The organism is Gloeotrichia echinulata CP02 (genome assembly GCA_038087035.1).
GTDB lineage: Bacteria > Cyanobacteriota > Cyanobacteriia > Cyanobacteriales > Nostocaceae > Gloeotrichia > Gloeotrichia echinulata.
This window is the reverse complement of the sequence record CP051187.1, coordinates 5,495,427-5,507,483: the sequence shown is the minus strand read 5'-3', so window position 1 is coordinate 5,507,483 and position 12,057 is coordinate 5,495,427. Positions and strand designations below refer to the sequence as shown.

The 12,057-nt window shown below is 41.3% G+C and carries 10 protein-coding genes; 5 read left to right on the top strand and 5 right to left on the bottom strand.

Features of this window, described 5'->3' with window-relative positions; translation table 11 throughout:
• Positions 1 to 366: 366 nt before the first annotated feature.
• From HEQ19_24390 to HEQ19_24380, 3 genes are all read left to right on the top strand, one after another.
• On the top strand, positions 367 to 1,098 hold the full coding sequence (locus HEQ19_24390; GenBank protein ID WYM02163.1) for a hypothetical protein: 732 nt from the start codon (positions 367 to 369) through the stop codon (positions 1,096 to 1,098).
• A 149-nt stretch (positions 1,099 to 1,247) separates the two neighbouring features.
• Positions 1,248 to 2,015 carry a DUF1350 family protein gene (locus tag HEQ19_24385; GenBank protein ID WYM02162.1) on the top strand — a complete coding sequence of 256 codons (768 nt, stop codon included), beginning with the start codon at positions 1,248 to 1,250 and terminating at the stop codon, positions 2,013 to 2,015.
• 467 nt (positions 2,016 to 2,482) lie between these two features.
• A complete protein-coding gene (locus HEQ19_24380; GenBank protein ID WYM02161.1) occupies positions 2,483 to 3,619 on the top strand; it encodes a SpoIIE family protein phosphatase in 1,137 nt (378 codons plus the stop codon).
• Here HEQ19_24380 and HEQ19_24375 read toward each other — a convergent pair whose 3' ends face one another.
• The 3 genes from HEQ19_24375 to grpE form a co-directional block, all read right to left on the bottom strand.
• Positions 3,620 to 3,946, bottom strand: coding sequence for an STAS domain-containing protein (locus HEQ19_24375; protein WYM02160.1), 327 nt, complete (start codon positions 3,944 to 3,946; stop codon positions 3,620 to 3,622).
• Positions 3,947 to 4,527: 581 nt separating this feature from the next.
• The gene (locus HEQ19_24370; protein ID WYM02159.1) at positions 4,528 to 7,092 is read right to left on the bottom strand and encodes a PAS domain-containing protein; all 2,565 of its coding nucleotides are present in this window, start codon (positions 7,090 to 7,092) and stop codon (positions 4,528 to 4,530) included.
• Positions 7,093 to 7,107: 15 nt separating this feature from the next.
• Positions 7,108 to 7,797 (bottom strand): nucleotide exchange factor GrpE, encoded by a 690-nt coding sequence (gene grpE, locus HEQ19_24365; protein ID WYM02158.1) that lies wholly within the window; start codon positions 7,795 to 7,797, stop codon positions 7,108 to 7,110.
• 138 nt (positions 7,798 to 7,935) lie between these two features.
• Between grpE and HEQ19_24360 the strand changes: the two genes are divergently transcribed.
• A complete protein-coding gene (locus HEQ19_24360; protein WYM02157.1) occupies positions 7,936 to 9,150 on the top strand; it encodes an RNA-guided endonuclease TnpB family protein in 1,215 nt (404 codons plus the stop codon).
• A gap of 152 nt (positions 9,151 to 9,302) precedes the next feature.
• On the opposite strand, the gene HEQ19_24355 is transcribed toward HEQ19_24360, so the two are convergent.
• Entirely contained in the window at positions 9,303 to 9,566 is a 264-nt protein-coding gene (locus tag HEQ19_24355; protein ID WYM02156.1) for a sulfiredoxin, read from the bottom strand.
• Between the two features lie 112 nt (positions 9,567 to 9,678).
• Here HEQ19_24355 and HEQ19_24350 point away from each other — a divergent pair, with 112 nt between their 5' ends.
• Positions 9,679 to 11,346 (top strand): SpoIID/LytB domain-containing protein, encoded by a 1,668-nt coding sequence (locus tag HEQ19_24350; GenBank protein WYM02155.1) that lies wholly within the window; start codon positions 9,679 to 9,681, stop codon positions 11,344 to 11,346.
• A gap of 204 nt (positions 11,347 to 11,550) precedes the next feature.
• Here HEQ19_24350 and HEQ19_24345 read toward each other — a convergent pair whose 3' ends face one another.
• Positions 11,551 to 11,850, bottom strand: coding sequence for a ferredoxin (locus tag HEQ19_24345; protein WYM02154.1), 300 nt, complete (start codon positions 11,848 to 11,850; stop codon positions 11,551 to 11,553).
• Positions 11,851 to 12,057 lie beyond the last annotated feature (207 nt).

Sequence of the window (12,057 nt, the reverse complement as noted above, 5' to 3'; positions counted from 1 at the left end):
CTGAATTAAAATAATATCCCAGTTGCGTAAGTCAATCAGGTAAGTAGACTTAAATAAACAAAACTATGTACTTTGCGTCAAAATACCTGAAAACCTTACCAATGACCAATGATGACCTTTAGCAGTACACATTATTTGTGCCCACCTATTTAGCTATTTAGTTGATTGGCTTGCGCCTACGCTAATCTCTAGCTATAAATAATTATATTGGCTATATTGGCTCAAAAGTATCAGATTGTAGAGAAAATGAGTTATTTGTTGCTCACGATTAATTAATAAAAATTACATTTTCGGGATAAAAATATTGTTTTATCAGCATCCCAGGAATTTGATTGTTATATTGTATTAAATAACTATGCTGGCGAGGTGAAGAAAGCTGTGCGTGATGATTTACGGGGATTAGAGATTAGTCCAAAAGAACTGCAAGATTTGACTAACTTGCCTGTTGAAGATGAACTTTTAATTATAATTAATCCTGTCAGAAAATTTGTCAAGCAGATTCTAGCAAAAATCAAAGGAACTGAGAGTGCTACTGTAGTTTTTATTGGCTTTTCTATATTTGTGTTTGGCTATCTGCTATTTGATGTTTTTATCAAGCTATTTGCAAGTTGGATTGCACTGCCATCCTGGATAGTATTCATCATCTTTAGTTTGTGGGTGGCTGGGGTTATACAAACAGGCTTATATTTACTCTGGAGACAACGCAGCAAAGTACTGAAAACTAAAATGACAAATTCTCTGGAAATTTTGTTAACCGATGTTGAGAGGTATAATGCAGTAATCAAAGCTATAGATATCAATGATCAAATCGAAGATGCAGGTAATCCAGATGTGAGCATCAAGCAAAGAGAGCTAGTAATTGAAGCGCTACAACTCACAAGATCTGATTTGGTTCGCGCTTTGAAGACCGAAAAAATTTTGAGAGAAAACAAAAATTTTATTCTCGGTAATACGGAACTATTTATCAATAACTTAGCAGCTTTAGCCGCTATGCAAGTCACTGAACAAGCTACTGAACATGGACGCTTATTAAATGAAGCATTGCAGATTGCTTTAGATGTACAACACGAAATGAAAAGGCTGCAAAGTCAGCGTTAAATCTGTTGACTGTTGTTCAAACCTATACTTTGGGGTACAATCGTCATTGACATAGTTGGCACTTTCATGGCTTTTGCCAGAAAGCACCCCACTACCGCAATCCTCGGTCTAAGATAAAAGATGTGTGAATCAAGTAATCACCTATCTGCATGGACTGGAAAGAAATCAAAGGTAACTGGGTACTCATTCCCCGAAATCCCATCGGTATCATTCATTTCTTGGGGGGTGCATTCGTAGCCACTGCACCACACGTAACTTACCGTTGGTTACTAGAACACCTGGCTACTAAAGGATATGTAGTTATTGCTACGCCCTTTATCAATACATTGGATCATACGGCGATCGCTCAATCTGTATTGCTCAATTTTGATCGCACTATAGAACGTTTACACGACACAGCAGCTTTACGCAAACTCTACCTCCCCATCTACGGTATGGGTCACAGCATGGGTTGTAAACTCCACTTGCTCATTGGTAGCCTCTTTAGAGTCGAACGCGCAGGTAATATTTTAATATCCTTCAATAACTACGCCGCTAGTGATGCTATCCCCTTAGTAGAACAGTTAAATACTGCTTTGGCGATTGAGTTTACCCCCACGCCGTTGGAAACCAATAAACTTGTACAAGAACGCTACGATATCCGCCGCAACTTATTAATAAAATTCAGCAATGACACTATAGACCAATCAGCAATTTTAAGCAAAATATTACAACAACGCTTTCCTCAAATGGTGACAGTCCAAACTTTGCCAGGAACTCATACCACACCCTTAGGTCAAGATTTGAAATGGCAAACAGGAGCATCTTTCTCACCTTTGGATGCTTTAGGGCAATGGTTCAAGCAAGAAGTATATCGCGATCTCAACCAGCTAAAACACGCCGTGCTTTTATGGTTAAATCCTCTTGCACCGCCTTAATATTTATTGGATAAGTAAATCGGCTCAAATCAACCTTACTCCTGTGGCTCGTCATTGGTCATCGGTCATTGGTAAGATTTTGGGTGCGAGATATTTACATAGCGGTAGCCAACGTGCTGCGCCCCTACTAAGATAGATGGTTAAATTAACGAAAAATTGCTGTAGAATGCCTGCCCAGAGCGATAAATCGTTCATTACGAGCGAAAAGTTTTTCTACATTCAATATTTAATTAAGTCTACCTATTTATCGTCGCAGGAATAATAAGTATTTCGACTAAAAAAGTTACAAAGTTACGCCGTTTATAATAGCACTTTAACTGTATTATATTTATATATATATATGAGCTAAATCGCTATTATAACCATATAACTATTTGAAATTTAATTAAGTTTACTTACTTATTAGCCATGATCATATTGCAATTTTTTAGTTTTATAGTAATTATTAATTAGTGTTACTTCTGCCGATGTTTAAAATCCTAGTAATTGATGATGACATTTCAATACAAATACTCCTGAAAAGAATGTTAGAAAAACAGGGTTATGCAATAATTACTGCTTGTAATGGTGAACAAGGTATTGCTCAGGCACTTGCTTACCATCCAGCCCTAATTATTTGTGATTGGATCATGCCGGGATTGAATGGACTAGAAGTGTGTCATCATCTGAAAAAAGAACCCCATTTATCCACTACCTTCTTTATTTTATTAACATCCTTAGATTCGGTTGCTGATCGAGTCAAGGGATTGGATGCTGGAGCCGATGATTTTATTTCCAAACCTATCGAACAGAATGAATTGCAAGCGCGGGTAAGAGCAGGATTGCGCCTACATCAGTTGAGTCGGGATTTACAAACCCAAAAGCGGCTTTTAGAAATAGAACTCTCGCAAGCAGCAGAATACGTGCGATCGCTTCTACCTCTTCCCATGACTGAACCCTTCAGCATTCATTCCTGCTTCATACCCTCGCGCCAACTTGGCGGTGATTGTTTTGATTACTACTGGCTCGACCCCGATTATCTGGCCATTTATTTATTGGATACCGCTGGACATGGACTTAAGGCTACCCTCCCCTCGGTTTCAGTGCTAAATTTGCTGCGTTCCCGCGCCCTTAAAAGCCTGAATTACTATCAACCAAGTCATGTACTCCAGGCTTTGAATGACACCTTCCAGATCAATCATCAAAATGACAAATACTTTACTATCTGGTATGGAGTGTATAACAGACTCAAACGCCAATTAGTTTATGCTAGCGCTGGTCATCCACCAGCAATATTGTTATCTGCTCAATCTGCAAATAACACCGAAGTTCAACGCTTGAGAACTCCTGGTATGCCAATTGGTTTATTTCCTGAGGCCAAATATAGTGATGGGTTCTGCGATATTGATATATCCAGTACCCTTTACATTTTTAGTGACGGTGCTTACGAAATCACTAAACCAGATGGCACACTTTGGAGTTTAGATGCTTTCATTCAGCTATTGGTTAGCTTACCTCATAAGGTTGATGACCAACTCGACCATGTACTTAATTATCTCATCTCTTTGCACTCACAAGAGGTGTTTGAAGATGATTTATCCATACTCAAAATTAAATTTGATTAATCACGTCTTCGATAATACTGCTTCATCAAATTCAGCTTGGCTGGGAAAAATATCAAAGACTTTATCCATACTCGTCAGTTCAAACAATATTCTGACTTGCTCATTAATCGAACAAATAGCAAGTTTAGTATCTGCAGCCCGCAGCGTTTTGAAAGCTAACACCAAAGCACCCAGACCAGAGCTATCCATAAATGTCACATCTTTACAGTCAATCAACACAATCTTGGCATTTTGTTCTAAACTTTCAGTTATCCTTTGACGCAATTCTTGGGATTTGGTAGAATTGATAGTTCCACTGAGTTTAATAACTGACACTGGCTGTCCCATAGGATAATGTTCCTGAGTGTTGTCAATGTTGTCCTAAATTGTGATAGTATTATGTACTTATCTTCATCCTTTTTTCAAAGGCTGGACGGATAAAGTTATCAAATACTAATCGGGAGTGATTAATAATAAATCATAAATTATTAATCACAGATGATCAATCAAATCAAAATTGGGCATGATAAGTAACTATTAATGTAGCACTAAAAATGTGTAAAAAATGTCATCTCCAGCATAGATGAGTTCAATTTATCATATCCTGAAGCCTTGGAGTCTAGGCTTTAAAAGTTGCTAATCATAGGCCAGTACTGCTACGCCATATTCAAAATACCCTACTCTCAAGCTACGCCTACAAAATTCAAAATGCTTACATTGCAAGTGTTTTGGTGATTTGGTAGATGTGTAGCGACTTCACGCAGGGTATGGTAGCTTTATTTCCTAGATGCACTACCAGGTTTTTCAGTTTTCAGGTTTCAATTTTCAGTTTTCATTTCGGTACGAATAATTTTGCAGCGAGAATGCACTCATAAATACATTGGTAGACGCACAGGGCTACCCATAAGTTTCAAATTCAGCTAGAATTATTAACTCAAATCTTGGCGCAGAGGAATAGTAATCACAAACTCAGTACCTTGTCCTGGCTGCGAAAAACATTCTAAAGAACCACCGTGCTTTTGTGAAATAATCTGATAGCTAATGGACAGACCCATACCAGTACCTTTACCAATAGGCTTGGTTGTGAAAAACGGGTCAAATAGTCGCTGTTTAACTTCTTGAGATATTCCCGGTCCATTATCGGCGATGCAAATTTCGACTTTATTTGGCTCTACCAGTTGAGTATAAATGAGAATCTGGGGCTGCTCAGGCGTCTTTTGTGTGTCGTCGGTTGTATCTGGATTGACCACCGTAGACCCACTACTGAGTGATGAATCTTCCAAAGCATCAATCGCATTCGCTAAAATATTCATAAATACTTGGTTGAGTTGTCCAGCATAACATTGCACCAAGGGCAAGTTTCTGTATTGTTTGATAACCTTTATGGCTTTGCTGTTAGGTTTGGCCTTGAAGCGATGTTCTAAAATCATCAGAGTACTATCGATTCCCTCATGGATATCTACCTGTTTCATTTCCGCGTCATCCATGCGGGAGAAGGTGCGTAGAGAGATGACAATTTCCCGAATCCGCTGGGCGCCTACTCTCATGGAGTTGAGGAGTTGGGGTAAATCCTGCATCAGGAATTCTAGGTCTATCTCTGTTGCTAATTCCTGAATTTCAGGTATGGGTTGTGAATAGTGTTGCTGGTATAGTTGCACTAGTGCCAGTAGGTCTTGGGTGTAGTCGTTGGCGTGGATGAGATTACCATAAATAAAGTTGACAGGATTGTTGATTTCGTGTGCTACCCCTGCGACTAATTGACCCAAACCAGACATTTTCTCACTTTGGACAACATGCATTTGCGCCTGCTGGAGTTCTTGGACGGCTGTTTCTAATTTTTTTGTCTGCTGCTGTAGTTGAATTTCTACCAGTTTGCGCTTGCTAATATTCAATGTTGTTCCTACCAAACGGTAGATTCTACCTTCACTATCTTTGAGCGGATTTAGCGTCGTTAGCCACCAAGTTTCTTCATTGTGGAAAGATAGACACTCTTCGTAGGTAATGGCTGTACCCGCTTGTAAGCATTTGAGATAATTTCGATGAGCTGCAGCACCATAAACAGCACCATACACATCAGCTGGTGATTTACCAATTACCTTGCTTCTACTCAGACCAGTCGCACGTTCTGTCGCTGGGTTCCAACCTGTATAGCAAAATTCACTATCATCTATAATATCTACCACAAATATTAGATGTTCAGACCCATCATAAACAGTGCGGAGGAATTGCTCTTGTTGCCGCAGTAATTCTTCTGACCGTTTACGCTCAGTGATATCAGTAATTGTACCAACTAACCCGATATGATTACCTGCAGCATCTTTGAGTGGATAAGCTCTCAGGAAAGTCTGCATTATCCGACCACCAGCAGACTGTTGCTCGACCTCACCAATCCACGATTGACCCGCAACAGTAGTTTGCCATATCTCTTTGGCAATTACTGGGTCAGTAATTGCTATAGGTAAACCACCAAATTTGATGAATTCCTTCACTGTTTCACATTCATACAATTTACCAAATGCCGGATTTTGGTAAATGTGATTACCAGCTGCATCCGTTATGGCAATAGCATCACTTGAGCTTTCTACTGCTTGTTTGTAAAGTAGCAGGCTTTTTTCTGTTTGTTGGTCTTCGGTGAGATCCAACATCTTTGATACCAGCCCAATCCGCTCACTATTATCACCCACTAAAGGGCTTTTATACCACTGACAGATAATTCTGTTATGTACTTGTACCCCCAGCAGTTGAGAAAATTTCTGGTTGCAACCTAGATACACTGAATGAGGGTCTTGAGAAAAAATCGTTGGCGGAATATTGTCTATCACCAGTTGCGGTAGCTGTTGGGACTGACCCAGTTCAGCTTCGACTTGCTTATACTTTGTGATGTTCTCTGTTATGTCTCTAATAGTACCAACCAAAAACTTATTGCCTGTAATATCCTCAAACAAACATTTTTTGGTAGAAATCAAATGCGTTATACCCTGAGCATCGGTAAAACATTCTTCATTTTCATCAGTAATACCTGTGCTGAAAACGATCTCATCTTTTTCCCACAAAACATCAGCTTCAGCTTTGGGGAAAAAGTCATAATCTGACTTACCAATCAGTTCTTCTCGGTTACGTCCTATGAAATTACAGAACCCATCGTTGACCAATACCCAGCAGTGATGGCGGTCTTTGACAAAAATGGGGTCAGATGTGCCGTTGATGATTTGGAGTAGAAAAGTTACGGAAAAATTTTCCTGCTGCTGAGTGCGTGGACAATTAGTGGCGAGTTCCTGCAGATGATCCCAGGTTTTATTGTCGTTTTCCATACCCAAAGTCCTTGTTGTCAGAGTTTCGATCTGCAATACCTGGAAGTTTAATGAATACACCACATCTGATGAAACTCTCACAGGCGATCGCTGTGGTTTTAGTGTTCCCAAGGTTGGAGATTTTTTAACACGCAGTACTGGGGGGATGAGGGAGATGAGGGAGTAATTTTCAAGAGTTCCCAATCCCCATTCCCCAGTTCAAATAGGACTGACTTTAGCTCGATATAACAGCCTTTCACCTTGACGATAGCCAGTGTAACGCACCTTGACTATTTCACCTGGTTGTGAATTTCCCTCCATTAATTGGTGTAGCTGGGGGTCATAAGGTAGTTCTGCTCCCACGGGTGCGATCGCTTCTATTCCCCACTGTTGTAAAAGTTGTTCGAGGGGTTTTTGCACCAAGGGTACTATTTTCACCGCTGCTAACTGGGGATTTTCCTGTGCTTTGTGGGCTGCTGTGGGAAATTGCAATATCAATGATTCTATGATCTGCAAACTCGACTGCTGGAACTCTTGCTGTAATAACTCTCGCTGCTGTTTTATTTGTTGTTGCGATCGCTCATATTCTCTCTTTAAATCTCCTATTTCTTGTAATAATTCTTGCTGAGTGTCGAGTGCTGAGTGTGGAGTGGTCAGTGGTGAGGGAAGATTTTTAGTTTCTGTGACACCCAGCACTGAAAAATTAGCTATTAATTCACTTAAGGGGATTTTTAGCACCAGAGACAGCTTGAGCAGTATATCCACTCGCATCTGCTCTAATTTTCCTCGCCGCAAGCGCAAAATTTGCCGCTCTGAAACACCAGCAGTGCGACTGAGGGATTTAAAGCTGGAAATACCCACTTTTTGCATTAAGTCTTGCAATAAGTGGGTGAAGTCAGTATTTGTCATGGGGCATAGGGCATAGGGCATGGGGCACCGGGCATGGGGTATTATGGGGCATGGGCATGGGGTTTTTTCATCAGAAAAATGGGTAGAAACCCCGTCCTTCTAGGACGGCTTTACATAGAATATGGTAGAATGTAATGTATGGAAAAAGCCTACCGCTACAGATTTTACCCAACTACTGAGCAAGAACAAATCTTGCGTCGGACAATTGGCTGTGTGCGGTTGGTTTTTAACAAAGCTTTGGCAGCGAGAACTGAGGCTTGGTATGAAAGGCAAGAACGAATAGACTACGCTCAAACCTCTACCATATTGACCCAGTGGAAAAAACTTGAAGAACTTCAGTTTTTGAACGAGGTAAGTTGTGTACCACTGCAACAAGGCTTGAGACATCTGCAAACAGCCTTCACTAACTTCTTTGCCGGAAGGGCAAAATACCCCAACTTCAAAAAGAAACGCAGTGGTGGTAGTGCAGAATTTACCAAATCGGCTTTCAGATGGAAAGATGGGCAAGTCTACTTGGCTAAATGTTCTCAAAGCTTGCCAATTAAATGGTCTAGGCAACTGCCCAAGGGATGCCAACCCACAACCATCACAGTCAGACTTGAACCCTCTGGACGCTGGTTTGTCAGCTTGAGGATTGATGACCCAACAGATGAAAAACTGCAACCAGTTGACACTTCTGTAGGGTTGGATGTTGGAGTTAGCAGCCTTATTACTTTGAGTACGGGTGAAAAGATTGCTAACCCCAAGGCGTTTGACAAGCACTATCAAAAGTTGAGGAAAGCACAAAAGTCTTTGAGTCGCAAACACAAAGACTCTCGAAATCGAGATCAAGCTAGGCTCAAAGTAGCTCGTCTTCAAGCTAAAATCTCTGACGCAAGGATTGACCATCTGCACAAACTGACAACTCGACTGATTCGTGAAAACCAAACGATAGTAGTTGAGGATTTGGCAGTTAAGAATATGGTTAAAAATCCGGTTCTTGCCCGTGCCATCAGTGATGCCGCATGGTCCAAGTTGGTGAGACAACTGGAATATAAAGCTCTTTGGTATGGTCGAACCTTGGTAAAAATTGACCGTTGGTTTCCCAGTTCTAAACGCTGTGGGCATTGCGGTCACGTTGTGGAAAAATTGCCGTTGAGTATCCGAGAGTGGGATTGTCCTAACTGTGGGACGCACCACGACCGAGATATCAATGCAGCAAAAAATATTTTGGCGGTGGGACACACCGTTACAGTCTGTGGAGCGAACATAAGACCTGCTAGGCATGAGTCTAAAGGGCAGTTGCAAAAAACCCGTTCGGCTGACGCTCACGGCGTCAGCCGAACGGGAAGGAAACAGAAACCTAAGTCGTGAGTCTTAGGAATCACCGCACTTTCAGGGCGGTGAGGATGTCAACAATGCCGATATTCACGGGTACTGCTGGAGATGGCATAATTTTATCCTAATTTTTCCTAATTGCTGATTTATTCAGTTATGATTTGTCAGCCTGTACACTGACTATTGACTCATGCGAGGTGCATTTTGAGAACGCTTTTGGGAGCTTTGCGGACTTTGGCTAAGATGGTTTCTTTGCCTAAACGCTGACAAGCCTCATAGCGATGGCAACCCGAAAAGCCATAATATTGTCCATCTACCTCTAAAACATCAATCGGTTCTTGTTGTCCTATTGCGGCGATTGAATCCATTAAGGCTTTCACTTTATTGGGATCGTTCTCGCGGGGCAAGGGACGTTTAATCTGGTTTAAGGGAATCTCTTGAACTCTGACCATAATGAGTTCTCCTAAGTAGTTCCTGTTTGTGTCTCTAAATAAATCATAATCGTTATGACTTCGTTTTGCAACTTTTTGGGGCAAAACTGGTAATGGTATCATTGGAGCAATCATGCGACAAAACCACTACGGTACGACAGAAGTGGACAATCAGCCCCAAAGCCGCACAGAGGGGCAATTTAAAGTGTTGACCAAAATTTCGTTCTGGCGTTTTTCTTATAGTTTACTGACGATATTTTGCTTATTGGGACTGACAGCTGCATCAGGTCCAGATAGTCAAACAAAGGATGTGATCCTGAGAGTGGGGGTTATACAGCGATTTGGAGAACAACCAACAGCCAAACTGCAACTAGAACCCACAAAAGGCGATCGCCTCAAACTGAAATTTAAAGCAGGTAACAGAGAGCAAATTTTGGTCTCCCAAAACCCGCTCAAGTTAGAAACAGTCATGCAAGCTTTACCACAACCAACAGTTAATGAGGTGGTGGTTTTGGGCACATATCGCACCTTTGAAACTGCCGAAGACAGTGCCAAAAACTGGCGTAAACGGGGAATAGAGGTAGAAATAGCCCAGCCAGACCGCTGGGAAGTTTGGGCAAAACGGGATGTTTACAATACACCCTTACTGCGACGCTTGCTTTTTCAGAGCTTGGAACCTGCTGATCAAAAATTGGTAGTATTAGATACCACAATTATATCACAAGTGCCGCGAGTTAGTTGGGTAGTAAATGGCAAGCGCTATAGTGAAAATTCTCTGAAAATTAGCACTGACAAAAACTTGATTCGGGTGAATAAAGGTGAAAAACCAGAGACGGCTCGGCTGTACGCAGGTGAAATGAACTTACAGCCAAATGCTTACGGCACATACACTCTAGTTAACGAAGTGCCATTAGAAACCTATTTACGCGGGGTTGTACCATATGAAATTGGCACAACTGCGCCAATGGCAGCAATGGAAGCTCAAGCGATTCTGGCGAGAACTTACGCCCTGCGAAACCTACGTAGATTTGCGATAGATGACTACCAACTATGTGCTAATACTCACTGCCAAGTTTATGATGGATTGAATGGAGTGGCGAAGAACACAGATCGAGCGATCGCATCTACCAGAGGTATGGTACTAACTTATCAAAACCAACTAGTAGATGCCCTCTATTCTTCTACCACTGGCGGCGTCACTGCCAACTTCAGCGATGTCTGGAATGGTGAAGACCGTCCCTATCTGCGGCCAGTAGTCGATGCGGCGATTAATATTTGGGACTTGTCTAAACAGAATTTAGCAGATGAAAAGAACTTCGAGCAATTTATCACTCTGCAAGAAGGATTTAATGAAAGCAATTGGGATCTATTCCGTTGGCGCAAAGAAACCAACCTAGAAGACATTACCAAAGATTTGCAGAAATTTTTACAGGTGAAAAACAGTCCCTATGCGAAATTTAAAACAATTGAAGCGATGGCTGTAGTCAAGCGTTCTTCTAGCGGACGCATTCTCGAACTAGGGGTGAAAACTGATATTGGCACCTTTACCCTATATAAAGATGAAGTTCGCAGCGCCTTTGCTGCTCCCAGAAGCACACTTTTTTACCTACAAGCCTTAAACAAAGGACAACCAGGGCTGTGGGGATACGCCTTTGTCGGTGGTGGGCTAGGACATGGAGTCGGCTTAAGTCAAACAGGCGCTCAAAATTTAGCTAAATTAGGTTGGTCAAATCCCAAAATCCTGCAATTTTACTATCCTGGCACTCAAATTAAAATGCTGAGTGACGAGATTAAGCCCTAGGGGATTGGGGATTGGGGAGTTAGGAGTTAGGAGTTAGGAGTTAGGAGTTGGGAGTTAAATACAAATAACCAATGACAAATGACAAATGACAAATGACAAATGACAAATCACACATGACAAATGACAAATGACAAATGACAAATGACAACTGTCAACCGTTAACGGTCAACAGTTGCGACTGAAGATTTATTATTTAGAAGTCCCTTAGTAAAGTTCTTCTTCTTTGTGAGTTTCGATTGTGACGTCAGAAGTTGGGTAGGCGACACAGGTCAGCACATATCCAGCTTCGATCTGATCATCGTCTAAAAAAGACTGATCAGACTGATCAACGGTACCTGTTACGAGTTTACCGGCACAGGTTGAACAAGCACCAGCACGACAGGAGTAGGGTAGGTCAAGACCAGCTTCTTCAGCTGCGTCTAGAATATAAGTATCGTCATCAACGTCAATTGTTTTGTTCAGTCCTTCAGCTTCGTGGATCAGTGTGACTTTGTAAGTAGCCATTTAGTATTCCTCTCTTTTGCTAACGGCAGCATAAGTTATCTTAAAGCAATGAGTGCGGCTAGTCTGGTGGGATGAGCCGCTGTTTAAAATTTGCTTCAATTCTGATACTACGAGAAAAACTAATGGATGTAACTGAAATTTGACCACGATTAGTAATGAAATTTAGTTATTTAATACCAATAAGTTTTCCTTATGTATATACCGGGA

Excerpts from the sequence above, each read along its gene's own strand:
- HEQ19_24385 (WYM02162.1), top strand. The coding sequence starts at position 1,248 with ATGGACTGGAAAGAAATCAAAGGTAACTGGGTACTCATTCCCCGAAAT.
- HEQ19_24380 (WYM02161.1), top strand. The coding sequence starts at position 2,483 with ATGTTTAAAATCCTAGTAATTGATGATGACATTTCAATACAAATACTC.
- HEQ19_24345 (WYM02154.1), bottom strand. The coding sequence starts at position 11,850 with ATGGCTACTTACAAAGTCACACTGATCCACGAAGCTGAAGGACTGAAC.
- grpE (WYM02158.1), bottom strand. The coding sequence starts at position 7,797 with ATGACAAATACTGACTTCACCCACTTATTGCAAGACTTAATGCAAAAA.
- HEQ19_24360 (WYM02157.1), top strand. The coding sequence starts at position 7,936 with ATGGAAAAAGCCTACCGCTACAGATTTTACCCAACTACTGAGCAAGAA.
- HEQ19_24350 (WYM02155.1), top strand. The coding sequence starts at position 9,679 with ATGCGACAAAACCACTACGGTACGACAGAAGTGGACAATCAGCCCCAA.
- HEQ19_24355 (WYM02156.1), bottom strand. The coding sequence starts at position 9,566 with ATGGTCAGAGTTCAAGAGATTCCCTTAAACCAGATTAAACGTCCCTTG.
- HEQ19_24375 (WYM02160.1), bottom strand. The coding sequence starts at position 3,946 with ATGGGACAGCCAGTGTCAGTTATTAAACTCAGTGGAACTATCAATTCT.